Raw genomic sequence first — 25,153 nt, 5'->3', positions numbered from 1 at the left:
TGCGGCATCCGGACTCTTCCAACCGGACTACGCGCCGGCGAGATTCCAGGTGCGCACGTGCTCCCACGTCATCGTCTGCCACCAGCGTCCCGACCAATCGGGACTCGACGTGCGGTACATCACCACCGTGCGGCCCGAGAAGCCGCCCGGGACGGGGACCTCGAGCTCGCGGATGAACTCCCCCACCTCTTCGTACAGGTCGGGACGCACGTACAGGTCGTGCGACGCGAGCGAGAGGTGCCCACGGTAGAGCTCCGGGACGAAGTCGTTGGGCAGGGGGTTGTTCATCGACGCGCGGAACGGGGCGACCGTCGCCTCGATGTCGCGAGCCAGGCTCACCAGGTCGTCGTTCACCGAGCCGTCCGGGTTCTCGCTCACGTCGTAGACGTAGCCCCGGCCCTGCGCGCGGACGCCGGCGTTATGCACGGCGAAGGCCGGGCGATCGTCGAGCATCTCGGTGAGCGCATCGACGACCGCGGGCTCCGAGAATCCGAACGGCTGGCTGCCCACGAGGGTGGCGTGCGGGGGAAACGCGCCCGCGGAGAGGAAGCCGTACTGGGCGCGCAGTTGATCGGTCACCGTGGTCACCGCGCGGCAGGTCTTCGCGTCGGGTCGCAGATAGACGCCGTAGCGGAAAGGATCACTGTCGTCTCGGGGCAGCTTGTGGGCGATGTGGTCGTTCATGCGGACTCTCCGTGATGCCGATAGGGAACGTTCCCTATTCTGGGCGGAACGGTCGCGACCCGGTCGACGGCGCGGCATCCGGTGGGTGAACGGACGGTGACGACGTCAGAGGGCGACGGCTGTACGCCCGGGGATCAACTCGCCGTCGATCGCGTGGTGCGTCACCGTGGTGACGAGGCCATCGATCTGATCGACGACCGCGTCGACCGACAGCCGGCCGATCGTCCGCAGCGGCTGACGCCACGACGTCAGACCCAACAGAGAGGTCATGAACGGCGTGACGCCGTCGTAGCCCGTGACCGACATCTCGGAGGGAACGGCGACCCCGCGCACGCGCAGCGCCTCGAGGGCCGCCACCGCCCACGCGTCGCTCGGTGCCATGAAGGCGGTGACCCCACCGGCTGCGAGCACGGCCGCGACGATCGCGTCAGCCCCGCCGAACCCCGGTCCGGCATCGTCACCACGCAAGGTGACGACGTCGACACCGCGCTCGCTCAGGCGCTCGGCCATCGCGTGCGTGCGCCTGGACTGAGTGATCGACGAGACCGGGGTGAACGTCATCACCGCGACCCTGCGGTGCCCGAGATCGGCCACGTGGTCGGCGAGGGCGCGACCGCCCCCCACTTCATCGCAGTACACGCTGCTGATCGTCGGATCCTGCTCCGGGCGCCCCGCGACGACCGCGGGGATGCGCCGCGCGAAGGGCGTGATGTCCTCGACGGGGAGGGCACCGCTGCAGACGATCAGTCCCTCCACCCGCAGCGCCACGAGTGTCTCGAGAGCGCGACGCTCGTCGTCGACCGAGAAGGAGCCGGCCCCGGTCGCGGTGACGACCCGATAGCCGCGAGCGGCCGCCTGCTCCTGGAACGCGGTCAGCAGATGACCGTAGAACGGCGTCGAGGCGTCGCGGACGAAGACGCCGAGGGTGTGGCTGCGGCGAGCCGACATCCCCCGCGCGTGAGCGTTGGCGACGTAGCCGAGGTCTGTCGCCGCCCGCCGGACGCGCTCGACGGTCTGCGCGGCGACACCGGACGCCCCCGAGAGGGCCCGCGAAACCACCGACTTCGACACCCCCGCGGCCGCGGCCACATCGTGGATGGTGGGAACGGCTCCGGTCTGGCGGGGCGTCGCCGCCGGGGCCGTCCGGTCACCGTCGTCGGGGGTCTCGGCTCGCACGCCTTCACGCTATCGGTCGACCGGCCGGTTCGACCCCGCCGAGAGGCGGACTCACTCGCCGAGGATGAGCCGCCGGATCGCGGCATCCTTCGACCCGCCCAGTTCCAGGGTGCGCCCCTTGCGGTACAGCGAGAACACGCGCGGGTCGATGTAGCTCGCCTTGGCGACGGCCGGGGTGTTGCCCAGCGCTTCGGCGGTGGCGCGGACCGCCGCGACCTCGGCTTTCTTGCGCTCGTTCTTGCCGCCCGTCGCGCCCACCTGGGCGAGCGACTCCGCCGCGAGGATGGTTCCGCGCAGCGTCCGGAAGTCCTTGGCGCTGAACGGCCCTCCCGTGAGCGAGCGCACGTAGCCGTTGACGTCCCCGGGAGTGAGCGGTACGCGCCGGCGCCCGCGCGTGTAGCTGAGCAGCGCCGCCCGCGATCGCCCCAGGGCGAGTTCTTCGACGATGGATGCCAGCTCCGCATCGCGCAGCGAGAGCTCGGCGCGCTTGCCGCTCTTGGCGGGGAACGACAGGCGGATCAGGTCGCCCTCGACCGTGGCATCCCGTCTCTGCAGGGTCGTCAGCCCGCGACTGCCGTTGGTGACGAAGTAGCGGGCATTTCCGACGCGCGGAGCGACGAGGTCGAGGAAGCGGAAGGACACCGCCAGCACCCGCTCGCGGTCCGCCTCGGCGCGGCGGAGCGACTGGGTCACCCGCGACCGCGCTCGCGGCAGCGACTCGGCGAGCTGGAGGGCTCGGGCGAACTTGCCCTTGTCCTGACGCTTCGACCAGTCGGCGTGGTAGGTGTACTGGCGGCGGCCGGCCTCATCGGTGCCGACGGCCTGGATGTGCGCGTTCGGCTCACGCGCGATCCATACCTCGCGCCACGCGGGAGGGATCACCAGACCCCGGGCACGCTCGGCGTCGCGCTCGGGGACGGACGCGCCCGTGTGGTCGACGAATCGAAACCCCGAACCGGAGCGCACCCGGCGGTAACCGGGATCTTCGTAGGGGCGGACGCGGACGAGTCGGGCCATCGCGTCAGTGGGTGCGGAGCATGTCGATGAGCTCCGCCTTCTTCTTGCCGGAGTACCCGGTGAGACCGAGTTCTTTCGCACGCTTCTTCAACTCCGCGACGGTGCGGTCCTCGTAGTTCTCGGCGTGACCGCCCTTCTCGCCGACCTTGTCTCGACCCCGCGCGGCGGCGGCGTTCGAGATGCGCGCGGCCTTCTCTTTCGAGTCGCCCTGCTTGCGGAGCTCCTCGTACAGATCCGGGTCTTTCAGGCTGCCCTGCGGCATGGCCGTCTCCTTCCGTTGCGCTTCCTGACGCTACGACCGGGGGCCGTCCGGCGCGCTCGGGGTTGACATCGCGCCCGAGCATCAACCGGCGATGCACCCGGGAAGCTTCCGCTCCCTCGCGCCGCGGGTCCGGGTTGACGAACTCGCGATATATCGCGATACTCGGAACAACGCGATATATCGCGAGTGAGGAGAACCTGCCATGGAGAAGTGGATCATCCACCCCGGCGAGACGCGCGTCATCGACATCGACTCGCTGCGTGAACTCAAAGTCGGCCTCGTCGGCGGACAGATCGACGTCATCGCGCACGATGAGCCCGACGCCCGCATCGAGGTGCACGGCGTCACGGTCAAAGACCTGCGCATCGAGATGGTCGACGGCCGCCTCGAGATCGACCACCCGCAGCTACGGTGGGACAACTTCCTCGAGGTCTTCCGCAACTTCGGATCCGGCGGCCCCAAGGCCGAAGTGAGCGTCGCGGTGCCGCGCACGGTCGCCCTTACCCTCGGCGTCGTGAGCGCGAGCGCGCTCGTCTCGGGTCTGCGCACCGACGTACGACTCAACACCGTGTCGGGCGACATCATCGTCGACGGCCTGCGGGGCGATGTCAGCCTCAACGCCGTCTCGGGCGACGTGCAGGTGCGCGAGCTCGAGGGCGCACTCAGCGCCAACAGCGTCTCAGGAGACGTCGCGGCCACCGGCCGCATCACGAAGGCCTCGATCGACACCGTCTCGGGCGCCATGCTCGTCGACTCGAGCGGGCCCACCCAGTCGATCACCCTCAACTCCGTCAACGGCACGGCGACCATCCGCCTCGACCGGTCCCTGCCCGCGAACTACGTCTCGCGGTCGGTGAGCGGGCGCGTGCAGATCGACGGCCACGTGCGCTCCGGCTCCGGCCCGACGAACTACACCGGCTCGACCGGCACCCTCGCCGGCTCGTTCGTCGACGTGCGCGCCAACACCGTCTCGGGCGAGATCACCGTGCTGCGCCGCGGCATCTCGGGCCTGCGTCCCGAGGAACTCGCCGGAGAGGAGGAGTGGTGATGAGTCCCGTCTTCTCGCACGGCGACCTGCGCCTGTACATCCTCAGTCTGCTCGACGAGGCCCCGCGGCACGGCTACGACCTCATGCAGGCCCTGTCGGAGCGCACGGGCGGCACGTACTCCCCGTCTGCCGGCACCATCTATCCCCGGCTCTCGAAGCTGGAGGAAGAGGGACTGGTCACCAAGACCGTCGACGGCCGCAAGACCGTCTACGAGATCACCGATGCCGGCCACGCCGAAGTCGCAGCACGCTCGGGCGACCTCGAGGGCATCCAGGCCGGTCTCGCCGACAGCGTCCGCCTGATCGCCGACGAGGTGCGCGGCAGTGTGCGCGACGCCATGCGGAGCCTGCGCGCCGACCTGGCCGCCGCCTCGCGCGACGAACGCGAGCAGGCACAGGCGACCCCGGCCGACGACGCGCGATCGCGCAGCCGCGAGCAGCTGTCGCGCGCCGATGCGGCGATCAACGAGTTCCGTGGGCGCGTGCGCTCCGAGCTGCGGGCGCACGTCGCGCGCGGCGGGGAGCTCGCGGCATCCGGAGTCGACGACATCGAGTCGGCGCTGGGCCAGGCCTCCGAAGCCGTCGCGCGGGCGATGCGCGGCTAGAGCGTCACTCCCACGGCAACTCGTCCTCGGGGCCGACCGATTCTCCCTGCGGGATGACGAGAACCGGTCGGCGCTGCCGGTGGCTCAGGCGCGCGGCGACGGAGCCGGTGAGGAACTCGCGCAAGGACTCACCGAGGCCGCGCTTTCGCGTTCCGACCACGATGAGCGAGGCGTCGTTCTCATCGGCGAGCTGGATCAGCGCCAGCGCCGGGTCTCCGATGAGCTGGCGCACGGTCCAGGTGACGGAGCTGCCTGCCAGCACCTCGGCCGTCATGCGGCGCACCTCGTCGAGGGCGGCTTTGGCCGCAGCCCCGGCGACATCGACGGCGGACGAGTGCACGTAGCCGTCGGGATCCTCGAAGGCCACGAAGCGCGTCGTATCGACGTGGGCGACGACCAGCTCGGCGTGAGCGAGAGCTGCATAGTGGGCTGCCTCGCGCACGATGCGGGCGGACTGCCCGGGTACGACGCCTGCGATCACCATTCCATTGCCGGTGCTCGCGCGGGGCTGGTCGGTCATGACGGCTCCTCTCGACGACGGCGATGGACCCGGCGGCCGCCGCTCGACGGCTCGGCCGGAATACGCCGTGATATCCTGGCTGTTACTCTTACCGGCTCGGTCCGGAACCGCAATACGCAGGGCCCACAGTCGGCCCTCGACGTCGATCGTGAGGGGGTCTCGCATGGGGCGTGGCCGTCAGAAGGCGAAGAACACCAAGATCGCCCGTGAGCTGAAGTACGACACCTATTCGGTGAACTACTCCGCTCTCGAGCGCGAATTGGGTGCACCCGCTCCGGGTGAAGACGCGTACGTCGACAAGTGGGCCGACCAGTACAGCGACGAATACGACAACGAGAAGGCCTGACACCTTCCCGCGCGTTCTCGTACCGCTCGTACCTCGGTGCCACGGTCGTGTGATCGTCGTACCCGCAGACGGTGAGCGCGGCTTCGCCTATCGCACCAAAAACCGTTTCGTCCCGTTTTGCGCATATTGGTGATTTCTGTTCCGTTCTGACACGATGACCCTCGGAGCGCCCGTTCCGGTTTCGGATCCCGTTGGACGCTCTGCTCGCCGATGGCGTCCACCCTTTCCGTCGGATGCCGTCACTGCACAGAACAGGGACACACTCATGTCGACCACACCCCGGCATACGCGTTCGCATCGCGGACGCTCCGCAGCGACCTTCACCGCCGGCCTTCTCGCGGCGATCCTGACGGTGGTCGGAGCAGCCTCCGCTCAGGCGGCGCCCGACCAGCAGCTCACCGCAAGCTCCGAGACGGTGACAGCTGGCGGCACCATCACGCTCACCGCCTCGGGTTTTCCTGAGAACGGCAGCCTCGACTTCACCATCGACGGCTCCCCGCTGACCACGCATCCCGTCACCGGCAGTGCCGTGGCAGCCGGCAGTGACGGCAAGTACCAGGGCACGGCACGCATCCCCGCCAGTCTGGACCCCGGCCAGCACCTCGTCTCCGTCACGCACGTGGGCGACGCCTTCACCGTCTATGCTTCCACCCAGGTCACCGTCGTTCCGCAGCCGACCTCGACGGTGACTCCGGCGACGCAGTCGCTGTCGGAGTATCTGAAGGACGGCGTCACCGCGACCTTCGCCGGCTTCACCCCCGGAGCCACGGTCTCATTCGGTATCTCCACCCCCACAACGGGCGATCAAGCCGGTCCCGACGCCGTCGCTGACGCGACCGGCACCGTCACGCTGCGCTTCGTGCCCGAGGCCGGCACCAACTATGCCAACGACGGCACCTACACCCTCGACGCGTTCACCGAAGCGGGCGCAATTCGGGCTGCGCCGCTCAGCTTCACGGTGACGGCGGATGCGGCGGCCTCAACCCCCGTCGCGGGCCCGGCCACCCCGGTCAAGCGCGCCGCCACTTTCACCGGCTGATCACTCCGGCCTGTCAGCGCCGGGCCGGGATGTTTCGTTCCGGCCCGGCGCTTCCGCTTCTCACGACCCCTGGAGTCCTCCATGTTCCGTCGCACGACTGCATCCGTCATCGTAGGAGCCTCCACGCTCCTGACGATTCTGCTGCTGACCGGGTGCTCTCCGGCGGCGACTCCGGATGCCGCCCCCTCGGTGTCCGCAGCGACGCAGCCGAGCCCCAGCGCAACGCCGACGGCCACCGCCCCCGCGGCGACCGCCATCTCGGCCACCGCGACAGGCGCGACGCTGGAGGTCTACGCACAGCCCGGCGGCAGCGTGACAGCCACCCTGCAGAACCCGCAACAATCCGGCGCGCCCCTGACGCTTCTCGTGGCCGCGGCCCAGGGGGACTGGCTGCAGGTGCACCTCGCCCAACGCCCCAACGGCAGCACGGGCTGGATCAAAGCAGACGCGGTTCAGCAGCACAAACTTGAGTACAGCCTCGAGGCGTCCACCGAAAACAACACCCTGACGCTGCTCAAGAACGGCCAGCCGGTGAAGACCTTCAGCGCCGCCACCGGCACCGGCAACACCCCGACCCCGCACGGCACGTTCTTCCTGACCGAACTGCTCAAGCCCACGAACGAAGGCTACGGCCCGTATGCGTTCGGCCTGTCCGCGTTCTCGGACGTGCTCTCAAGCTTCGGCGGCGGCCCCGGCCAGATCGGCTTGCACGGGACCGACGACGTCGACAGCATCGGCCAGTCGGCCAGCCACGGCTGCATCCGCCTCTCCAACGCCGACATCACCGAGCTCGCGAACCTCCTGCCGCTCGGCACCCCCATCACCATCGACTGACGACGGCAGGTTCCGCTCGGGCGGGGTGGATGTCTCGCTACCAGGCGCGCCCCGTGCGTCGTTCCCACGCTTCTTCGACGCTCTCGCGGCGCACCATGATGATCGCCGCCGGAACGACGAGCAGGAGCGCGACTCCGATGAGCGCGAGCCCCGCCGTCCACCCGCCGGTGAACTCGTGGGTCACCCCGATCGCCAGTGGCATGAGAGCGGCGAAGCCGTACCCCACGCTCTGCACGAAGCCGCTCAACGCGACGGTGGTCTCGTGGGAGCGCGTACGCAGCCCGAACAGCACGAGCGCCAGCGGGAACATGAGCGGCGGGATGCCGATCAACACCACCCACAGCACCGTCGCCGCCGCGGGCGCCACCAGCAAGCCGACGACCCCCGTCAATCCGCCCGCGACGGCCACCACGTAGAACGGGGTCGTGCGCCCGAGCCGGGCCACGAGCATCGGCACGAGCAGCGACACCGGCAACCCCATGAAAGAGAAGAGCGCGAGCAGTCCACCGGCTTCCGCGGCATCCACTCCGGCGACATCGATGAGCAGGGGCGGCATCCACGCGAACATCGCGTAGGCGACCGACGAGTTGACGCCGAAGGTGATCACGAGGGCCCACGTCTGCGGCACCCGCACGATCCGCGACAGCACGGCCGCCCGCGGCTCGTCCAGCGCATCGCGCCGCGACGCCCGGGCGCGCAGGCTCAGCGCGATCCACGGGGCTACGGCGGCCAGGGCGACCACGGCCCAGGTCACGAACGAGCCGCGCCACCCCACCGCGTCGGCCAAGGGCACCGCGACCAGCGGCGGGGTGAACGTCGCGACCGCCATCGCCGTGCTGTAGACGGTGGTCATGAGGCCGATGCGCTCGGGGAAGTACTTCTTCACCACCGTGGGGATCAGCACATTCGCCACGCCCACCGCGGCGAACACTCCCGCCGTCGCGCCCAGCAGCGACCACGCGTCGACCGCGGCTGCGCGCAGAGCCAGCATCGCCGCGGCGGTGACTGCGGCGATCAGCACCGAGCGCTCGAGGCCGAGGCGGCGCTCGATCGCCGGGGTGACCATGCCGGCCAGAGCGAACGCCACGGGCGGCGCCATGCCGATCAGCCCCACGACGGCCGCCGGGAGGGCGAACTCCTCGCCGATGCGCGTCAGCAGCGGCGAGAGCGAGGCGACCGCGATCCGCAGCGTCAGTGCGAGCAGCACGACCGCGGTCGCGGCGAGGGCGATGGTTCCCGCGCGACGGCGGGTCAAGACTCCTGGCTGCCCTCGACCCAGGCGAGATACTCGTCCGAGACCGTGCCCGTGACGTAACGCCCGTCGAAGCAGCTCATGTCGAGGTCGACCAGGTCGGTGCCCTCCATGATCGCCGCCTTGAGGTCGTCGACCTCCTGGTACACCAGATAGTCGCAGCCGAGCTCCTGGGCGATCTCGGGGATCGTGCGGCCGTGCGCGACGAGCTCGTGGCGCGAGGGCATGTTGATGCCGTACACGTGGGGGTAGCGCACCGGCGGGGCGGCAGAGGCGAACGTCACGCTCTTGGCCCCGGCATCCCGAGCCATCTGGATGATCTCGCGGCTGGTGGTGCCGCGCACGATCGAGTCGTCGACCAGCAGCACGTTCTTGCCCTGGAACTCCGTCGACATGGCGTTGAGCTTCTGGCGCACGCTCTTCTTGCGCACCGCCTGGCCGGGCATGATGAACGTGCGGCCGACGTAGCGGTTCTTGTAGAAGCCCTCGCGGTACTCGATGCCGAGCTTGCGGGCCACCTGCATCGCCGCGGGACGCGCCGAGTCGGGGATCGGCATGACCACGTCAATGGCCCCCGCGGGGGTGTACTTCGCGACCGTGTCGGCCAGACGCTCGCCCATGCGCAGACGCGTCTCGTAGACCGAGACGCCGTTCATGACCGAGTCGGGGCGGGCGAGGTAGACGTACTCGAACGAGCACGGTGCGAGCACGGTGCTCCGGGCGCACTGCTGCGCGTGGAGCGTGCCGTCGAGGGTGATGAACACGGCCTCGCCGGGCTCGACGTCGCGCACGATCTCGAAGCCGGCGTTCTCGAGCACGAGCGACTCGGACGCCACGATGTACTCGTCGCGCGGCTCACCGCCGTGCACCTGCGCTGCGGGACGCTTGCCGAGGATGAGGGGACGGATGCCGAACGGGTCGCGGAACGCGAGAAGCCCGTAACCGGCGATGAGGGCGATCGAGGCGTACGAGCCCTCGACCCGCTCGTGCACGCGGCCGACCGCGCGGAAGACCTGCGCGGGGTCGAGATCGGGGCCGGTGATCTCGGACTGCAGCTCGGAGCCGAGGATGTTCACGAGCAGCTCGGTGTCGCTGCTGGTGTTGAGGTGACGGCGGTCCTTGTGGAAGAGCTCGGTCGTCAGCTCGCGCGTGTTCGTGAGGTTGCCGTTGTGCACGAGCACGATGCCGTAGGGCGCGTTGACGTAGAAGGGCTGCGCCTCTTCTTCGTTCGACGCGGTGCCCTTGGTGGCGTAGCGAACGTGGCCCAGACCGATATCGCCGAGCAGGGCGCGCATGTCGCGCGTGCGGAAGGCCTCGCGCACCTGTCCGCGGGCCTTGTGGATGTGGAAGACGCCGCTGGACTCGGCCGTGGCCATGCCCGTGGAGTCCTGCCCTCGGTGCTGGAGGAGCAGGAGCGCGTCGTAGATCTCCTGGTTGACCGGGCCCTGCCCGGCCATGCCGACGATGCCGCACATGGGGTGTTAGCTTGCTCCGTTCGCCGGCGCACCGGCATCCGCGTAGGTTCCGACCAGGCGCACGGCGCCTCCGTCGACGCCCTTCGCGCCCTGTTCGTACTCGCCCTCGGGCCGGGCGCCGTCGCGGACGACGCCGACCTGCCACGTGGCGATGCCGTCGGCCTGCAGCGCCGCGGTCGCGGCGTCCGCGATCTCGGGCGAGACCACGGCGAGGAAGCCGATACCCAGGTTCCAGGTGCCCTCGGTCGCGATCAGGTCGAGTCCGCCGATGTCGGCGAGCACGCGGAAGACCGGCGAGGGACTCCACGTCGAACGGTCGACATCGACCCAGGTGCCCTGCGGCAGCACGCGCGCGAGGTTGGCGGCGATGCCCCCGCCGGTGACGTGACTGAGCGAGTGGATGCCGACGCCCGCCGACGCGTCGTCGAGCAGACGCAGCAGCGGCGAGGTGTAGAGGCGGGTGGGCTCGAGCAGCGCCTCGCCCCAGGTGCCGCCGAGGTCGGCGGAGGCGGCGCCGTAGGCGATCCCGGCACCCGCGATGATGTGGCGCACGAGCGAGTAGCCGTTGGAGTGCAGGCCGCTCGAGGCGAGGGCCAGCACGACGTCGCCCGCGCGGACGCGCTCGGCGCCGAGCATGCGGTCGGCCTCGACGACGCCGGTCGCCGCTCCCGCGACGTCGTAGTCGTCGACGCCCAGCAGACCCGGGTGCTCCGCGGTCTCGCCGCCGACGAGCGCGGTCCCGGTCATGGCGCAGCCGCGCGCGATGCCCGCGACGATGTCGGCGATGCGCGGGGGTACGACCTTGCCGCACGCGATGTAGTCGGTCATGAAGAGCGGACGGGCGCCGACCACGACGATGTCATCGACGACCATGCCGACGAGGTCTTCGCCGATGGTGTCGTGCTTGTCGATGGCCTGCGCGATCGCGACCTTCGTGCCGACACCGTCGGTGCTGGTCGCGAGCAGGGGCCGCGTGTAGTCGCGGAGCGCGGAGGCGTCGAAGAGACCGGCGAAACCGCCGACCCCACCGAGTACCTCGGGCCCATGCGTGCGACGCACGGCCGACTTCATCAGTTCGACGGCGAGATCTCCGGCGGCGGTATCGACGCCTGCGGCGGAGTACGGGTTTTCGTGGGGAGCTGAGGCCACCCGACCAGAGTACCCGCGGCGGACACGCGCGGGCACCGCCCCGGCAACGCAAGGCCGACCCCGACGCCTCCCCCCGTCCCTACAATGGCGCCATGACGGGCGGCCAGCCGGAATGGGTGATCCGCGAAGACGCGGCACAATCGGTGCTCGTCGCGCTCTATCTGCGCCAGGTTCTCGGCATCCGTTCTCCCGAGGACCTCCCCGCGCTACGACGCGTCCCGGCTCCCTGGGTGCAGGAGCGGACGGATGCCGCGCACGCGCAGCTCGAACGCGAATGGCGCGAGTACTGGGCGATGACGGTGGAGCCGCAGGCGCACCCCTCCCCCGTTCCCCTCGAGCTGATCGACGGGTTCGAGACGCTCGTGACCCTTCCCATCGAGGGGTCCGAGACGCTCCGCCGGGCCATCCGGGCGCACGCCGACGATGCCGTCGACTTCGCCCGGCTCGCTCACGACCGTTACTCCCACGAGGCTGCTGCCCGGCCCGGGGTGTCGTACCGCGCGTACGCGAGCGCCATCGCCGCGCACGAGCGGGCCGTGGGCCGACGCGCGCACTCTTTCGAGCTGAACGTGCAGGTGCTTCCGCTCGCTCAACGGGGCGTGTGGTGGATCGGATCGCTCACGGTGGCCGTGACCGACGGTCTGCGCGGCGATGTGGCCGCCTTCGACACCGCGATCCACCCGATCATCGCCGAACTGGCGTGAAGGGCCGGTGTCTGTCCGTCAGACGCCGTGCTGCTCGTGCTCGACGGTGACCTGGCGCGTGCGACCGCCCACGGTGCGCTCGAAGATGAGGGCGACGATCGCGCCGACCGCGACGCCCAGCACGACGAAGATCAGGGCCGTGAAGCCGAAGACCTGCATCTGCGAGTAGACGACCTGCGTGTAGGGGCTGACGGCGGAGCCGTCGACGAAGACGGTGAGAACGAGAGCGATCAGGATGCCGGCGAACGCCCCCGCCGCCAGGAACACGCCGTACTTCGGGGCGCGACGAACCGTCAGCGTCTGTCGCTCATCACGCGGGGACGACGGTTGTTGGGGGACGGGCTGCTCGGCCATGCCTCCATTGTCCCACCGCTCGTGGATCGGCGGGGCGGGAATGCGCGGGCGTCGAGATACCGGATGCCACCTCCCCGGCCGCGTGGCTCGCTGCGGGGGCCGCGGCGGTCCACGACGGCGACCCCCTGCGGCGCCGACGCGGGGCGCGTGCGAATCGCGGGCCCCGCGGGAAGGGTCGAAGATGCATCCGTGCGACGAGGACACCGCCTGTCCGCGGCAATCGCCGGCGTCTCCGGCGAACGCACGCGGTCCGACGGGCCGAACGCCTCGCCCGCGCCTACGGCCGCAGCGGCAGCAGCGCGCTGAGGTCGGCGCGGACGCCCGAGGCGACGATGCGGCCGTCGGTCACGGCATCCGCCCAGTGCTCCTCGCCCGTGGCGACGGCGATCCAGGTCGCGGCGTCGGTCTCGACCACGTTCGGGGGCGTTCCGCGGGTGTGGCGCGGACCCTCGATCACCTGCACGGCGCCGAAGGGCGGCACGCGCATCTCGACCGAGTTGCCGGGGGCCTTCTCGACGAGCAGCTGCAGGAGGTACCGCACGGCCGTGGCGGTCGCGGGGCGCGGAGCGTCTCCGGCGCGGACGGCGGCGAGAGCTGCGCGGCCGTCTCCGGTCTCGATACGGCGAGGAGGCATGGCATCCACGGTACCTGCGACATGGCGACGCGGTCCGGGGGCTGCGTCGACCGGCTCGCGCACACCCTCGGCGATTCGCGCAACCTCAGCGACACCCCTCCGCCGAGGGCTGAGATCCTGCAGATGCCTGAGGTTGTGAACACTCCCACCCCGCGGCGCGAAAGGGGCCGACCCGCGCTCGGTAGGCTGACCGCGTGAGAATCCTGGTCCTCGGTTCGGGCGCGCGCGAGCACGCCATCATCCTCGCCCTGCGCTCCGAAGAGGAATCGCACGCGATCTTCGCGGCCCCCGGCAACGCGGGCATCGCTCGCGAAGCGCACCTGGTCGACCTCGACCCGATGGATCCCGCCGCGGTCCTGACCTTCGCCAAGAGCGAGGCGATCGACCTGGTCGTCGTCGGCCCCGAGGCGCCCCTGGTCGCCGGAGTCGCCGACCCGCTGCGCGCGCACGGCATCCCGGTGTTCGGCCCGGGCAAGGCCGCCGCCCAGCTCGAGGGCTCGAAGACCTACGCCAAGCGGATCATGGATGCCGCGGGCGTCCCCACCGGCGGATCGGTGCGCGCGCACGACGTCGCCACCGTCGAAGGCGCCCTCGACCAGTTCGGCGCCCCATATGTCGTGAAGGCCGACGGCCTGGCTGCGGGCAAGGGCGTCATCGTGACCTCCGACCGCGCAGCCGCCCTCGCCCACGCCGAGAGCTACCTGCCGAGCGGTGCCGTGCTGATCGAGGAGTTCCTCTCGGGCCCCGAGGTGTCGCTGTTCTTCCTCAGCGACGGCGACCACGTCGCTCCTCTCAGCCCCGCTCAGGACTTCAAGCGCCTGCGCGACGGCGACGAGGGACCCAACACCGGCGGCATGGGCGCGTACTCCCCCCTGCCGTGGCTGACGGAGCGCTTCGGCGGCGAGGACGAGTTCGTCGCGCAGGTCACGCGCGACATCGCCGAGCCCGTCATCCGGCAGATGGACGCCGAGGGCACCCCGTTCATCGGGCTGCTCTACGCCGGGCTCATCCTCACCGAGCAGGGCGTGAAGGTCATCGAGTTCAACGCCCGCTTCGGCGACCCGGAGACGCAGGTCGTCCTGCCGCGACTCATCGATCCCCTGTCCCGCCTTCTGCTGGCGGCGGCTTCGGGCACGCTCGAGGAACAGCCGCGTCCCGCTTTCGCCGAGGCGACCGCGGTCACCGTCGTGCTCGCGAGCGAGGGCTACCCCGAGGCCCCCCTCACCGGTCGCGTGCTGACCGGGATCGACGAGGCCGAAGAGGTCGACGGCGTCCACGTCGCCCACGCCGCGACGGCACTGCGCGACGACGACCTCGTCGCGACGGGTGGGCGTGTGCTCAGCGTCGTCGCCACCGGCTCGACGTTCGGCGAGGCACGCGCGGCGGCCTACGCCGGACTCGAGCGCATCGGCCTCGAGGGCGGGCAGTACCGCACGGACATCGCGGCGCGGGTGGCGCAGGCCTGAGCGAGCACCCCAGGAGCCGTAGCCTCGAACGGTGATCGCACTCGAGACCGGTAGCGGACGTCCCCTGATCGCTCTTCACGGATTCGGTGTCGATCACCGCATCATGTTGCCGCTCGAGCAGATGACGGACGGCACGCCGTGGCGACGGATCTACATCGACCTGCCGTGGACGGAGGCGGCGGCGGCGACCGCCACGGCCTCCAGCACGCGCGAGGTTGCCACAGCCCTCCTCGAAGAGATCGATGGACATCTCGGCGACGAGCCTTTCGCGGTCATCGGCAACTCCTTCGGTGGCATGCTCGCGCGTCACGTCGCGCACGAACGCCGACAGCGCGTGCTCGGCGTCGCCACGCTGGCCGGAGTGGTCGAGGCGGAGCACGCCGCACGCACGGTGCCCGAGCGAACCGTCCTGTGGGCTGATCCCCACGTCCTCAGCCGAGCGGGCGCCGATCGCGACGCCTTCACCGAGGTCAGCGTGATCCAGGATGCCGCCTCGCTCGACGCCTTCCGGCGATACGTCCTGCCCGGCCTGCGCGGGGCCGACGCGACCGTGATGGACCGCATCGCCGGCGACTACTCGTTGGATGCGCTGCCCGAGAACGCCCACCCAGAACCCTTCACCGCGCCCGCGCTGCACCTGTACGGGCGTCAGGACGACGTCGTGGGCTTCGAGGACGGCCTCGCGCTCCGCGACCACTACCCGCGAGGAAGCTTCGTCGTCGTCGACGGCGCGGGGCACAACGTCCACCTCGAGCGCCCCGGTCTCACGGGGGCCGCCGTGCGCGATTGGCTCGATCGGATGGATCTCGAAGCCATGACGAAACCCGCCGCATGAGCGCACCTCCCGCGTACGACGCCCGGGCCGACGAGTACATCGCGGCCCTCGGATCGATGGATGCCGTGCACCCGGTCGACCGCAGCATCGTCGACGCCTGGGCCGCCTCGGTCACCGGTCCGCTGCTCGACGCCGGATGCGGACCGGGGCACTGGACGGGGCACCTGGCCCGGCAGGGCCTCGACGTGCGGGGTGTCGACCTCTCCCCGCGTTTCGTCGAGCACGCGCGGGCGGTGCATGCCGGCATCCGGTTCGATGTCGACACGATCGACGGCCTGGAAGCCGCCGACGGGGAGTTCGGCGGGATCCTGTCGTGGTTCTCGACGATCCACCACGAAGCGGCGCGTATCGACGTGCCGCTGCGGGAGTTCGCGCGAACGCTGCGTCCGGGCGGCCGACTGCTGCTCGGTTTCTTCGTCGGTGCGGAGGTCGAAGCCTTCGAGCATGCCGTCGACCGCGCGTACCGCTGGCCCGCGGCGGAGCTGGGGCGCAGAGCGGATGCCGCGGGCTTCGACGTCGTCGAGACGCACACGCGCGAGACGCGCGGAGGCCGGCCGGTGGGGGCGCTGGCGTGCGAGCGGCGGGCATGACGGGGATCGCACTGGCGCGGGCACGCCTCGAGGATGCGTCGGCGGTGGCCCTCCATGGCACCGGAACCGGGCTCGAGGAGCGGCGTTGGGTGCGGCGGAGACCGACGGGGTGATGACCGGCGGATCATCCCTGACGCGCGGGGAGCGCGGAAGCGGCGGGGAGCTCGATCGTCACCGTCGTGCGCGCCCCGGGGGCGCTCTCGAGGTGGATGCGGCCGTCGTGCGCGTGGACGATCGTGCGGACCCGGCTCAGCCCCAGCCCGAAACCCTGGACGGCCAGCGAGCGCGCGCGAGCCGTGCGATAGAAGCGGTCGAAGACACGACGCTGCTCGGGGTGGGACAACCCCGGGCCGTCGTTGGCGACGCTCACCCGCACGCGTTCGTCGTCGGCGTCGCACGTCACGGTGACGGCGAAGTCGGGATCGCCGAACTTCACGGCGTTGGTGAGCAGCTCGGCGATCGCATCCTCCACCTTCCGGACGTCGACCCGCGCCCGTACCGACCGTGCGCCACGCACATCCACCGGGATGACCCGCGCCCGCGCGAGCGCCCGCACCCGCCGCACCGCGGCATCGACCACCTCTCGGACGTCGACCTCGGACAGCCGGAGTTCGTCGTCGCGGGCGGTCGCCGCGACGAGGTCGGACAGGCGCTGGAGCAGGTCGTCGGCCCGTCGGTTGACGACGTCCATGTAGGAACGCAGTTTCGCATCGTGATGGCCCACGGCATCGTCGATGAGCGAGAGGAACCCGGTGACACCGGTGAGCGGGGTGCGCAGTTCGTGCGAGACCGTGCGCAGGAACTCCTCGCGCACCTCGATCGCATCGGCCAGCTCGGTGACGTCGTGTGCGACCACCACCGTTCCCTGCACCGACCCGTCGGAGCGCCGGAGCTGAGTGGACGACACCAGGATCGCCATCTGCGCGTCGGGCGGTCCGATCCAGGCGAGGTGTCCGCGGATGGCCTCGCCCCGCAACGCCCGGGGGAGGAACTGCTCCTCGGGCGGGACGAGGGTCTGACGATCGGCGGCGAGCACGAAGTCGCTCGTGTGCGGGGGCTCGTCCAGGCGCACCCCGGCCGCCGCGGCGATCTCGCTCGCCGCCGCGTTGGCCAGCTCCAGCCGTCCATGCTCGTCGAAGAACGCCACCCCCGCGGCGACCGTGTCGAGGATGCCTGAGACGAGCGCCTCGGCATCGCGCGCCTCGGCGAGCGCGTTCAGCTGCGCCCCGTGCGCGGCATCCAACAACCGGTCGCGGCGCTCCGAACGACGCGCCGCGAGGAAGGTAACGGCCATCAGCCCGAGAATCACGAGGGGCAGACTCGTGACGTTCGCCCACTCGGCGAGGGTGGTCGGCACGACGCCGGAGTACGCGAACCGGAAGACCAGCATCGCGATCAAACCGAGCACGATCAGGGTGATACCCGCCCATCCGAGGGTGTACGCCGCCCACAGCATCGGGAAGATCGCCAGCAGCGTCGCCGCGGCGAACACCTGTGCGATCTCGGCGCGGATCAGGGCCACGGCCGCGATGTCGAGGACCGCGACCACGATCATGGAGACCGGCGTCACCCTCTTCCCGGGGAGGAACGCACCGAGCGCGGTGGCCGCGAGCGCCATCGCGAAGCCCATCACCGAGGTCGGCGCCGCCAGCAGTGCCGGCCGCTCGAGGCCGACGATGACGATGACGTAGGCGACCCCGATCAAGAAGGGCACCTGCGTCTGGGCGAACATCGCGCGTCCGCTGTGGGTGCTGCTCTTCGGTTCGACGAACGACACGATCGCCTCCACGGCTCTCCGCTCGCGGACAGGATGCGTAGAGGGTAGCCGCGAACTGAAAGGGATGGTATCCGACGGCGCGCGATCGGCGTAGCCGGCGTACGCGACGACGCCGCCGCCCGGAGGCGACGGCGTCGCGCGCGCAGGCGACCTACTCGCCCGCGGCGGCCGGAGCGGTCTGCTGCGCGGGAGCCGCGTCGCGCGGAGCACCGTGCGGGCGGATCACCGAGGGCCGGCGCATGAACAGCACCGCGACGAGGCCGAGACCGATCACGATGATCGGCAGCGTGAGCGACTGACCCATCGCCTGCGAGAAGCCGTCGACGACCTGCGGCGGCAGCACTCCGCCACCGAAGCTGGCCGAGGCATCCGCAGCCCCCGGCAGATTCGCTTCGAGGCGCGCCTGCATGAAGGCCGCGATGGATGCCGATCCGATGACCGATCCGACCGTGCGGGTCGTGTTGTAGATGCCCGCGCCGGCACCCGCCTGGCGCGGCGGGAGGTTGCGCGTCGCGGTGGTCGCGAGCGGGCCCCACATGCCGGCGTTTCCGATGCCCATGAAGACGGAGGGGATCAGGAACATCCAGATCGGGGCATCGTTCAGGATCAGTGCGACGTAGAGCCCGAGCGATCCGCCGACGAGTAGCAGACCCGGCACGAGCAGGAAGCGCGGGTCGGTGCGGTCGAGCAGCTTGCCCGCGAACGGTGCGAGCACGCCGGACAGGATCGCGAGCGGCACGAGCAGCAGCGCCGACTCGGTCGGGGTCAGACCCCGGGCGAGCTGCAGGTAGAACATCTGCGGCAAAGCCATGCTCGTCACGGTGAAGCCGACGGCGGCGATCGCCAGGTTCGCGATCGAGAAGTTGCGGTCGCGGAAAAGGTCGAGGGGAACCAACGGCTCGCCCGTGCTGCGCGCCTGCGTCCAGACGAACACCGCCATGACGACGACGCCGGCCGCGACCATCGCCCAGATCCACGCGGCCCAGGAGTAGTGCTCGCCCTCCTGCAGGCCGAACACGATGAGGAACAGACCCACGGCGCTCAGCACGACGCCCAGGATGTCGAACTTGTGCGCGGTGCGCGGCAGCTGCGGCACGAGGATGACGGCGGCGACGAAGCCGATGATTCCGACGGGGATGTTGATGAAGAAGATCCACTCCCATCCGAGGCCGTCGACCAGCAGGCCACCGGCGAGCGGGCCTACGAGGGTGGCGACACCGGCGGTGGCGCCCCACAGGCCCATCGCCGCACCGCGGTTCTGCGGCGGGAAGGTGCGGGTGATGACGGCCATGGTCTGGGGCGTCATCATCGCGGCACCGAGACCCTGGACGGCGCGGGCGACGATGAGCATCTCGAGCGTGGGCGCCAGGCCGCACGCGAGCGAGGCGAGGGTGAAGAGGGCGAGGCCGGTGAGGTAGATGTTCTTCGGCCCGAAGCGGTCGCCGAGGCGCCCGGTGATCAGCAGCGGCACGGCGTACGTCAGCAGGTAGGCGCTGGTGACCCATACGACGTTGTCGAGGTTGTTGGTGTTCGGGTCGAGGGCCGCCTTGATGGCGGGGTTCGCGACCGAGACGATCGTGGTGTCGACCAGGATCATGAAGAACCCGATGACCAGCGCCCAGAGGGCCGGCCAGGGGCTGCGTTCGTGGGTCGTGTGCGACCCGGTTCGAGTGGATGCCGCGGAAGCGGCGCGAGAGTCGGTCATGCTGTGGTCTCCTTTGAGACGCGGTGCTTGTTCTTGATGTGTTCGGGGATCTCGGCGACGCCCCAGGGGAGGGAGCGATCGGCGAGGCGCGCACGCAGGGAGTCCTGCCACGCGAGTTCGGCGTCGAGCAGAGCGGACTGCCGCTGCAGCTCGACGAGGAATTGCTCGGGGGTTTCACGCTCGGCCGCGAGGTCGAGGCCGGCGCTGTGCTCGTCGACGGAGGCGACGAGCAGGGCCCGACGCTGATCGAGAAGGTCGATGACCTCGTCGCGCTCGAGGTTGTGGGCCTCGGAAAGGGCGACCCGGAAGTCACTCGCCCGATCGATTTGGGGGAGCTCCGCGCGCACCCATTCCTCGACGGCCCGGCGTCCGCGGCATCCCGAAGCGTGTATGTGGTGCGCTCGGGGCGGTTGCCGTCGCGATCGACGCCGACCTCCGCGAGCAGTCCGTCTCGTTCCAGGCGCGCGACCGTGTGGTAGATCGTGCCCTTCTGAAGAGGCACGAGACGGTCGTCGCGGCGCTCCTTGAGCAGGCGCACGAGCTCGTACGTGTGCATGTCGGCCTCGCGGAGCGTGGCCAGGATCATGACCGCGACGGGGGTGAGGCGGCTGGTCTCCGGCATCCGTCCTCCTCATGGTCCGTTTCGACTAGTCCACGTGGACTATACGCCCATTCTCCGCTCGGCGCGAACGCCCGCGGATGAACATCGAGTGTCCACGACAGGCCGCACCGAGGTGGACGCGTGCGGCGCGTTCCGGACACTCGACGCCCGAGCAGCCCGGAGAGCGGAGCCCGCCACACCACGCGGAACACGCCGCACCCGTCCGGAGGTGCGGCGTGTTCGAGAGCGGGCCCGGATGCCGGGGGTCAGGCCTTCGGAGAGTCGCTGGACGCCGTCTCGGGCGTCTGCTCCGCCGGAGCGGGCACCGGGACACGAGGCTGACGCCAACGGATCGGAATGCCGAAGATGCCACGCTGATTGGGTTCCTCGACCTCCAGCCCGTAGTGGGCTCCGATCGAGTCGCGAAGCTGCGCCCGCTCGGCCTTGTCATAGGCGCGCATCTCACGGCGGAAGGCCGTGACGGTCGCCCAGCAGATCGCGAGCAGCACGAGGCTGAACGGCAGAGCGATGCTGATCGCCGCGGTCTGCAGGGCCTGGAGCCCGCCCGCCAAGAGCAGGGCGAAAGCGATGAGCGAGGTCGCGAGGGTGAAGAAGATGCGGACCCAGCGCTTGGGCTCCTCTTCGCCGCCCGTGGCGATCATTCCCATCACCAGGGCGCCCGAGTCGGCCGAGGTGACGAAGAAGATCCCGATGAGGATGAGGAAGCCGATCGACAGGAACACCGTTCCCGGGACGCCCTGGAGCATCTGGAAGAGCGCCGTCGAGACGTTCACGGCACCGTCGGCTCCGACCAGCTGCACCGTGCCGGTCAGCTCGCCGTAGATCGCGGTGCCACCGAGGACCGTGAACCACAGGATGCCGACGAGCGTGGGCACCAGGATCACTCCGGTGACGAACTCCCGAACCGTGCGGCCGCGCGAGATGCGCGCGATGAAAATGCCGACGAAGGGGGCCCACGAGATCCACCAGCCCCAGTAGAACGCCGTCCACGTGCCCTGCCAGGCCACGCCGTCTTCGCCGGAGTAGGCGCTCGTCGTGAACGACAGGCTCACGAAGTTCTGGATGTAGTTGCCGATCGACTGCACGACGTCGCGCAGCAGGAACTCGGTGGGTCCCGCGAACAGCAGGTACAGCATGAGCAGCCCGGCGAGCACGAGGTTGATGTTCGAGAGCCACTTCATGCCCTTGCCGACACCCGAGAGCACCGAGAACAGCACGAACGCCGTGATGACACCGACGATGACGGCCTGGCTGATGACCGAGGGCGTCACGAGGTTCAGGTAGTCGAGCCCGGCGCTGATCTGGATGACGCCCAGACCGAGGGAGGTCGCGACGCCGAACAGGGTGCCGACCAGAGCGGCGACGTCGACCGCGTTGCCCCAACCGCCCTGCACGAGACGCGCCCCGAGCAGCGGCTCGAGCGCCCAGCGGATCGTGCGCGGGCGCCTGCGCCGATGGAAGGCGTACGCCAGGGCGAGACCGATCACCACGTAGATCGACCACGCGTGCACGCCCCAGTGCAGGAACGTCTGCGACATCGCCTGCTGCGCGAGCTGATTCGGCGTGCCCTCGACGCCCGGACGCGGGTCGGCGAAGTGGCTGAGCGGCTCGCTCACGCCGTAGAAGACGAGGCCGATGCCCATGCCCGCCGCGAAGAGCAGCGAGAACCACGACATCGTCGAGAACTCGGGCTCATCGTCGTCCTGACCGAGCTTGATGTTGCCGAAGCGGCTGAATCCCATCGCGAGCGCGAACACGACGAAGAACGCCGCGATCAGCACGTAATACCAGTTGAACGCCGAGACGATGAAGGTCTGCACGGCGCCGAAGGTCGCCTCGGCCGCGCTCGGGAAGAGCATTGCGAAAGCGATGAACGCCCCCGCGATGGCGGCGGCGGGCCAGAACACCCATCCGCGGATGGTCTTATGGCGACTGCCCAGATGAGGGTCGATGTTCACCGCGGTGTCGGGGGCTGCCTCGGTCATTCCACCGAGCGTAGTCAGGAGGTGCGCCGCGACCGGGGGGCAGGCGCCCCAGCGGGCGTTATGACACAATCTGCGCCGGTGCGGGGCGCGCGCACCCGCAATAATGAGCGGGTGACCACCGCTCCCCCGCTCGAGCTCCCCGGCTTCCGCCACATCTACTCCGGCAAGGTCCGCGACCTCTACGTGCCCGCCGACACCGCCGAGGGCGAGGCCCCCGCGCACCTCCTCGTCGTCGCCAGCGACCGCGTGAGCGCTTTCGACCGCGTGCTGTCTCCCGGCATCCCGGACAAGGGCGAGCTGCTCACCACGCTGAGCCTGTGGTGGTTCGATCAGCTCGCCGGCGCCGACGGAGGCCGCTCGATCCCGAACCACCTCGCCGCCGACCACGCCCTGGTGGGCGACGAGGCCGTCGCCCTGATCCCGGATGCCGTGCAGGGGCGCTCGATGCTCGTCCGGTCCCTCGACATGCAGCCGATCGAGTGCGTCGTGCGCGGGTACCTCACCGGCTCGGGCTGGACGGAGTACCGTGCCGAGGGCACCGTGTGCGGCATCCCTCTGCCCGAGGGCCTGAACGACGGCGACCGGCTGCCGGAGCCGCTCTACACCCCCGCGTTCAAGGCGCCGATGGGCGAGCACGACGAGAACATCACCTTCGAGCGCTCGGTCGAGCTCGTCGGAGCCGAGACGGCGTCGGCCCTGCGCGACCTCTCGCTCGAGATCTACCGCCGCGCGTCCACGACGGCCGAAGCCCGCGGGTTGATCCTCGCCGACACGAAGTTCGAGTTCGGCTACGACGACGACGGGGTGCTGACCCTGGCCGACGAGGTGCTCACCTCGGATTCGTCCCGCTACTGGGATGCCGAGGCCTGGCGCACCGGCTCCACTCCCGCCGAGCGCATGGCCAGCTTCGACAAGCAGATCGTGCGCAACTGGCTGGCGGCCAACTGGGACAAGCAGGGCGAGCCGCCCGCGCTTCCCGCCGAGATCGTCGAGCGCACCCGCGACCGCTACGCGGAGTTGCTGCGCCTGCTCACGTCCTGACCTCACCCGCCGCGATGCCGCCGCGATGCCGCCGACATCACGTGACGTCGGCGGAACCACCCCGCGAGATCACGTGATCTCGCCAGAACGACCATCGAGATCACGCGACCTCGTCGAGAGCACACGCCACGGGGTGTGAGCTCGGCGAGAACACGTGACCTCGGCATCCACCCCCACCTGAGGAGACACATGTTCCGCTGGAAGCTGCACGGCAACGGGCGCACCGTCGAACCCGGGGCCGTCGTCGCCCCCGGCGAGCGCCTGAACTGGGGGGCGACGATCGCGATCGGGCTCCAGCACGTGATCGCGATGTTCGGCGCCACCTTCCTGGTGCCGGTGCTCACCGGGTTCCCGGTGTCGACGACGCTGCTGTTCTCGGGTGTCGGCACGTTGCTGTTCCTGCTCGTCACGAAGAACCGCCTTCCCAGCTACCTGGGCTCCTCTTTCGCGTTCATCGCGCCGATCACGGCGGCGACGACCACCGCGGGCACCGGCTCGGCGCTCGCCGGCATCGTGGCCGTCGGCGTGCTGCTCGCCGTGATCGGCTTCATCGTGCAGTTCGTCGGCCTCGGCTGGGTCGACAAGGTCATGCCGCCGGTCGTCGCCGGCGCGATCGTGGCGCTGATCGGTTTCAACCTCGCCCCGGTCGCGTGGTCGAACTTCAAGGTGCAGCCCCTGCCCGGCACGATCACGCTCGTCGCCGTCATCGTGTTCAGCGTGCTTTTCCGCGGCTTCCTCGGGCGCATCTCGATCTTCCTCGGCGTGATCGTCGGCTACGTCGCCACGGTGCTCATCCAGGCGGGCACCGGCGAGACGCTCATCGACTTCGGCGCCGTCGAGGCCGCTCCCTGGGTGGGCCTGCCGACCTTCCAGATCGCCGACTTCACGACGCCCGCGACCTGGTCGGTCATCGCGATGTTCCTCCCCGTGGTGCTCGTGCTCGTGGCCGAGAACGTCGGTCACGTGCGGGGTGTGGCGGCGATGACGGATGCCACGGCCAACCGCTCCACCGGCCGCGCTCTCATCGCCGACGGTGTCGCCACCACCCTCGCCGGTACCTTCGGCGGTTCGGGAACCACGACCTACGGCGAGAACATCGGCGTCATGGCCGCGACCCGCGTCTACTCGACCGCGGTGTACTGGGTCGCCGGTCTCACCGCTATCGTGCTGAGCCTGTCGCCCAAGGTCGGCGCGGTGTTCAACACCATTCCGGCGGGAGTGCTCGGCGGTGTCACGACCGCGCTCTACGGGCTGATCGGCATCATCGGCATCAAGATCTGGGTCGACAACCGCGTCGACTTCTCGCGTCCGGTCAACCAGTACACCGGCGCCGTGGCCCTGGTGCTCGCGATCGCCGGCTTCACCATGCAGTGGGGCGACTTCCAGCTCGGTCCGATCGTGCTCGGGTCCGTGGCGGCATTGGTCATCTACCACCTCGGCAACGCGATCGCCCGCGCGCGAAAGACCGGCGCCGACGACGGCGGCCCGATCCCCGCCGTGGGTCCGCTGGGCGGCGACCCGAGCTGACGCGCGGCGGGCCGCCGCGGGCTGAAGGATCAGCGGGTCGTGCCGTCGTGCGGAGTTCCGCGTCGACACGCCGGTTGAGGGGGCCTGCAGCGGCGCGGCGCGGCTGGACTCCGCACGACGGCCCGTGCCCTCTCGCGCGTCCCGTGCGGGGTGCCGCCCTGCACACCCGGGCCCGCCCCACAAGAGGGGATGCCGGCGCCGGAGCGCTCGGTAACGTCGGGCACCCGGTGGGGCACCGCACACCGCCTCGCCACCGATGACGAGAGAGGCACGCTCATGGCATCCGAAATCTCCGACCCGTCGCAGGCCGCCGCCGACGGGGACTCCTTCGAAGGCGCTGACGTCGAGGTCTCGCCCACCGCCGGCTCGGGCTCCGACGGAGAGACCAAGCCCGGCGGGCTCGGGGCCGATGGCACCATCCCCGACGACCCGAAGGGCATCGCCGCCGGCCACTCCGACACGGCCTCGCACTTCAACGCCGAAGAGGACGAGGAGTCCGCCTGAAA

The 25,153-nt window shown here is 70.2% G+C and carries 26 protein-coding genes and 1 pseudogene; 12 read left to right on the top strand and 15 right to left on the bottom strand.

From position 1 onward, the window contains the following. Positions 1 to 27: 27 nt before the first annotated feature. From QE454_RS07990 to QE454_RS07975, 4 genes are all read right to left on the bottom strand, one after another. Complete coding sequence (locus tag QE454_RS07990; RefSeq protein WP_210072479.1) at positions 28 to 684, bottom strand: heme utilization protein; 657 nt, start codon at positions 682 to 684, stop codon at positions 28 to 30. 105 nt (positions 685 to 789) lie between these two features. After that, on the bottom strand, positions 790 to 1,860 hold the full coding sequence (locus QE454_RS07985; protein ID WP_307456281.1) for a LacI family DNA-binding transcriptional regulator: 1,071 nt from the start codon (positions 1,858 to 1,860) through the stop codon (positions 790 to 792). A gap of 51 nt (positions 1,861 to 1,911) precedes the next feature. Further along, on the bottom strand, positions 1,912 to 2,877 hold the full coding sequence (locus QE454_RS07980; protein ID WP_210072481.1) for a DNA topoisomerase IB: 966 nt from the start codon (positions 2,875 to 2,877) through the stop codon (positions 1,912 to 1,914). A 4-nt stretch (positions 2,878 to 2,881) separates the two neighbouring features. After that, complete coding sequence (locus QE454_RS07975) at positions 2,882 to 3,139, bottom strand: Rho termination factor N-terminal domain-containing protein (protein ID WP_210072482.1); 258 nt, start codon at positions 3,137 to 3,139, stop codon at positions 2,882 to 2,884. A 202-nt stretch (positions 3,140 to 3,341) separates the two neighbouring features. Here QE454_RS07975 and QE454_RS07970 point away from each other — a divergent pair, with 202 nt between their 5' ends. Together QE454_RS07970 and QE454_RS07965 are read left to right on the top strand one after the other, a co-directional pair. Next, positions 3,342 to 4,187 carry a DUF4097 family beta strand repeat-containing protein gene (locus QE454_RS07970; RefSeq protein WP_210072483.1) on the top strand — a complete coding sequence of 282 codons (846 nt, stop codon included), beginning with the start codon at positions 3,342 to 3,344 and terminating at the stop codon, positions 4,185 to 4,187. Then, positions 4,187 to 4,792, top strand: a complete 606-nt coding sequence (locus QE454_RS07965; protein WP_210072484.1) for a PadR family transcriptional regulator — start codon at positions 4,187 to 4,189, stop codon at positions 4,790 to 4,792. Before QE454_RS07970 ends, QE454_RS07965 begins: the two co-directional genes overlap by 1 nt. A 4-nt stretch (positions 4,793 to 4,796) precedes the next feature. On the opposite strand, the gene QE454_RS07960 is transcribed toward QE454_RS07965, so the two are convergent. After that, positions 4,797 to 5,312 (bottom strand): universal stress protein, encoded by a 516-nt coding sequence (locus QE454_RS07960; protein WP_307456288.1) that lies wholly within the window; start codon positions 5,310 to 5,312, stop codon positions 4,797 to 4,799. A gap of 163 nt (positions 5,313 to 5,475) precedes the next feature. Between QE454_RS07960 and QE454_RS07955 the strand changes: the two genes are divergently transcribed. From QE454_RS07955 to QE454_RS07945, 3 genes are all read left to right on the top strand, one after another. After that, a complete protein-coding gene (locus QE454_RS07955; protein ID WP_056225789.1) occupies positions 5,476 to 5,658 on the top strand; it encodes a DUF3073 domain-containing protein in 183 nt (60 codons plus the stop codon). A 265-nt stretch (positions 5,659 to 5,923) separates the two neighbouring features. After that, the gene (locus tag QE454_RS07950) at positions 5,924 to 6,697 is read left to right on the top strand and encodes a hypothetical protein (protein WP_307456290.1); all 774 of its coding nucleotides are present in this window, start codon (positions 5,924 to 5,926) and stop codon (positions 6,695 to 6,697) included. Between the two features lie 81 nt (positions 6,698 to 6,778). Beyond that, the gene (locus tag QE454_RS07945; protein ID WP_210110586.1) at positions 6,779 to 7,531 is read left to right on the top strand and encodes a L,D-transpeptidase family protein; all 753 of its coding nucleotides are present in this window, start codon (positions 6,779 to 6,781) and stop codon (positions 7,529 to 7,531) included. A 37-nt stretch (positions 7,532 to 7,568) separates the two neighbouring features. On the opposite strand, the gene QE454_RS07940 is transcribed toward QE454_RS07945, so the two are convergent. Genes QE454_RS07940 through purM form a run of 3 tightly spaced genes read right to left on the bottom strand, consistent with a single transcriptional unit; the run spans position 7,569 to position 11,407 of the window. Continuing rightward, positions 7,569 to 8,786, bottom strand: a complete 1,218-nt coding sequence (locus QE454_RS07940) for a CynX/NimT family MFS transporter (protein WP_307456292.1) — start codon at positions 8,784 to 8,786, stop codon at positions 7,569 to 7,571. Then, positions 8,783 to 10,258 (bottom strand): amidophosphoribosyltransferase, encoded by a 1,476-nt coding sequence (gene purF, locus QE454_RS07935; protein ID WP_307456294.1) that lies wholly within the window; start codon positions 10,256 to 10,258, stop codon positions 8,783 to 8,785. The genes QE454_RS07940 and purF overlap by 4 nt, the downstream gene beginning before the upstream one ends. A 6-nt stretch (positions 10,259 to 10,264) precedes the next feature. Next, positions 10,265 to 11,407, bottom strand: coding sequence for a phosphoribosylformylglycinamidine cyclo-ligase (gene purM / locus QE454_RS07930; RefSeq protein WP_210072490.1), 1,143 nt, complete (start codon positions 11,405 to 11,407; stop codon positions 10,265 to 10,267). Between the two features lie 92 nt (positions 11,408 to 11,499). On the opposite strand from purM, the gene QE454_RS07925 reads away from it, so the two are divergent. Beyond that, on the top strand, positions 11,500 to 12,111 hold the full coding sequence (locus QE454_RS07925) for a zinc-binding alcohol dehydrogenase (protein WP_210072491.1): 612 nt from the start codon (positions 11,500 to 11,502) through the stop codon (positions 12,109 to 12,111). Positions 12,112 to 12,129: 18 nt separating this feature from the next. Here the strand turns inward: QE454_RS07925 and QE454_RS07920 are convergent, their stop codons facing one another. Together QE454_RS07920 and QE454_RS07915 are read right to left on the bottom strand one after the other, a co-directional pair. Next, complete coding sequence (locus QE454_RS07920) at positions 12,130 to 12,465, bottom strand: potassium transporter Trk (protein ID WP_307456297.1); 336 nt, start codon at positions 12,463 to 12,465, stop codon at positions 12,130 to 12,132. A gap of 277 nt (positions 12,466 to 12,742) precedes the next feature. Continuing rightward, positions 12,743 to 13,099, bottom strand: coding sequence for a sterol carrier family protein (locus tag QE454_RS07915; protein WP_210072493.1), 357 nt, complete (start codon positions 13,097 to 13,099; stop codon positions 12,743 to 12,745). A gap of 194 nt (positions 13,100 to 13,293) precedes the next feature. Between QE454_RS07915 and purD the strand changes: the two genes are divergently transcribed. The 3 genes from purD to QE454_RS07900 are packed head-to-tail and all read left to right on the top strand — an operon-like array spanning position 13,294 to position 15,990. After that, complete coding sequence (gene purD / locus QE454_RS07910; RefSeq protein ID WP_307456299.1) at positions 13,294 to 14,565, top strand: phosphoribosylamine--glycine ligase; 1,272 nt, start codon at positions 13,294 to 13,296, stop codon at positions 14,563 to 14,565. A gap of 31 nt (positions 14,566 to 14,596) precedes the next feature. Beyond that, positions 14,597 to 15,400: an alpha/beta fold hydrolase gene (locus tag QE454_RS07905; RefSeq protein WP_307456301.1), complete on the top strand. Its 804-nt coding sequence runs from the start codon at positions 14,597 to 14,599 to the stop codon at positions 15,398 to 15,400. Then, the gene (locus QE454_RS07900; protein ID WP_307456303.1) at positions 15,397 to 15,990 is read left to right on the top strand and encodes a class I SAM-dependent methyltransferase; all 594 of its coding nucleotides are present in this window, start codon (positions 15,397 to 15,399) and stop codon (positions 15,988 to 15,990) included. Before QE454_RS07905 ends, QE454_RS07900 begins: the two co-directional genes overlap by 4 nt. 124 nt (positions 15,991 to 16,114) lie before the next feature. On the opposite strand, the gene QE454_RS07895 is transcribed toward QE454_RS07900, so the two are convergent. The 5 genes and pseudogenes from QE454_RS07895 to QE454_RS07875 form a co-directional block, all read right to left on the bottom strand. After that, positions 16,115 to 17,767: an ATP-binding protein gene (locus QE454_RS07895; RefSeq protein WP_307456306.1), complete on the bottom strand. Its 1,653-nt coding sequence runs from the start codon at positions 17,765 to 17,767 to the stop codon at positions 16,115 to 16,117. A 151-nt stretch (positions 17,768 to 17,918) separates the two neighbouring features. Next, positions 17,919 to 19,472, bottom strand: a complete 1,554-nt coding sequence (locus QE454_RS07890; RefSeq protein ID WP_307456309.1) for an MFS transporter — start codon at positions 19,470 to 19,472, stop codon at positions 17,919 to 17,921. Further along, positions 19,469 to 19,819, bottom strand: a complete 351-nt coding sequence (locus QE454_RS07885) for a hypothetical protein (protein ID WP_309668578.1) — start codon at positions 19,817 to 19,819, stop codon at positions 19,469 to 19,471. Before QE454_RS07885 ends, QE454_RS07890 begins: the two co-directional genes overlap by 4 nt. An 86-nt stretch (positions 19,820 to 19,905) precedes the next feature. Next, a pseudogene (locus QE454_RS07880) lies at positions 19,906 to 20,028 on the bottom strand (PadR family transcriptional regulator); the annotation flags it as partial. Between the two features lie 311 nt (positions 20,029 to 20,339). Beyond that, complete coding sequence (locus tag QE454_RS07875; RefSeq protein ID WP_307456313.1) at positions 20,340 to 22,079, bottom strand: BCCT family transporter; 1,740 nt, start codon at positions 22,077 to 22,079, stop codon at positions 20,340 to 20,342. Between the two features lie 60 nt (positions 22,080 to 22,139). Here QE454_RS07875 and QE454_RS07870 point away from each other — a divergent pair, with 60 nt between their 5' ends. From QE454_RS07870 to QE454_RS07860, 3 genes are all read left to right on the top strand, one after another. Then, complete coding sequence (locus QE454_RS07870) at positions 22,140 to 23,120, top strand: phosphoribosylaminoimidazolesuccinocarboxamide synthase (protein WP_307456316.1); 981 nt, start codon at positions 22,140 to 22,142, stop codon at positions 23,118 to 23,120. A 189-nt stretch (positions 23,121 to 23,309) separates the two neighbouring features. Then, the gene (locus QE454_RS07865) at positions 23,310 to 24,647 is read left to right on the top strand and encodes a uracil-xanthine permease family protein (protein ID WP_307456318.1); all 1,338 of its coding nucleotides are present in this window, start codon (positions 23,310 to 23,312) and stop codon (positions 24,645 to 24,647) included. Positions 24,648 to 24,923: 276 nt separating this feature from the next. Continuing rightward, the gene (locus QE454_RS07860; RefSeq protein WP_307456321.1) at positions 24,924 to 25,151 is read left to right on the top strand and encodes a hypothetical protein; all 228 of its coding nucleotides are present in this window, start codon (positions 24,924 to 24,926) and stop codon (positions 25,149 to 25,151) included. Positions 25,152 to 25,153 lie beyond the last annotated feature (2 nt).

The sequence above is a fragment of the Microbacterium sp. SORGH_AS_0454 genome, assembly GCF_031453395.1.
Classification (GTDB): Bacteria; Actinomycetota; Actinomycetes; order Actinomycetales; family Microbacteriaceae; genus Microbacterium.
Note: the sequence above shows the minus strand (reverse complement) of the source record. Positions and strands in the feature narration are given on the sequence as shown.

Coding starts and splice junctions, on each gene's coding strand:
- QE454_RS07975 (WP_210072482.1), bottom strand. CDS start 3,139: ATGCCGCAGGGCAGCCTGAAAGACCCGGATCTGTACGAGGAGCTCCGC.
- QE454_RS07900 (WP_307456303.1), top strand. CDS start 15,397: ATGAGCGCACCTCCCGCGTACGACGCCCGGGCCGACGAGTACATCGCG.
- QE454_RS07920 (WP_307456297.1), bottom strand. CDS start 12,465: ATGGCCGAGCAGCCCGTCCCCCAACAACCGTCGTCCCCGCGTGATGAG.
- QE454_RS07890 (WP_307456309.1), bottom strand. CDS start 19,472: ATGACCGACTCTCGCGCCGCTTCCGCGGCATCCACTCGAACCGGGTCG.
- QE454_RS07955 (WP_056225789.1), top strand. CDS start 5,476: ATGGGGCGTGGCCGTCAGAAGGCGAAGAACACCAAGATCGCCCGTGAG.
- purF (WP_307456294.1), bottom strand. CDS start 10,258: ATGTGCGGCATCGTCGGCATGGCCGGGCAGGGCCCGGTCAACCAGGAG.
- QE454_RS07990 (WP_210072479.1), bottom strand. CDS start 684: ATGAACGACCACATCGCCCACAAGCTGCCCCGAGACGACAGTGATCCT.
- QE454_RS07980 (WP_210072481.1), bottom strand. CDS start 2,877: ATGGCCCGACTCGTCCGCGTCCGCCCCTACGAAGATCCCGGTTACCGC.
- QE454_RS07945 (WP_210110586.1), top strand. CDS start 6,779: ATGTTCCGTCGCACGACTGCATCCGTCATCGTAGGAGCCTCCACGCTC.
- QE454_RS07870 (WP_307456316.1), top strand. CDS start 22,140: ATGACACAATCTGCGCCGGTGCGGGGCGCGCGCACCCGCAATAATGAG.
- QE454_RS07970 (WP_210072483.1), top strand. CDS start 3,342: ATGGAGAAGTGGATCATCCACCCCGGCGAGACGCGCGTCATCGACATC.
- QE454_RS07875 (WP_307456313.1), bottom strand. CDS start 22,079: ATGACCGAGGCAGCCCCCGACACCGCGGTGAACATCGACCCTCATCTG.
- QE454_RS07865 (WP_307456318.1), top strand. CDS start 23,310: ATGTTCCGCTGGAAGCTGCACGGCAACGGGCGCACCGTCGAACCCGGG.
- QE454_RS07960 (WP_307456288.1), bottom strand. CDS start 5,312: ATGACCGACCAGCCCCGCGCGAGCACCGGCAATGGAATGGTGATCGCA.
- QE454_RS07950 (WP_307456290.1), top strand. CDS start 5,924: ATGTCGACCACACCCCGGCATACGCGTTCGCATCGCGGACGCTCCGCA.
- QE454_RS07965 (WP_210072484.1), top strand. CDS start 4,187: ATGAGTCCCGTCTTCTCGCACGGCGACCTGCGCCTGTACATCCTCAGT.
- QE454_RS07860 (WP_307456321.1), top strand. CDS start 24,924: ATGGCATCCGAAATCTCCGACCCGTCGCAGGCCGCCGCCGACGGGGAC.
- QE454_RS07925 (WP_210072491.1), top strand. CDS start 11,500: ATGACGGGCGGCCAGCCGGAATGGGTGATCCGCGAAGACGCGGCACAA.
- QE454_RS07915 (WP_210072493.1), bottom strand. CDS start 13,099: ATGCCTCCTCGCCGTATCGAGACCGGAGACGGCCGCGCAGCTCTCGCC.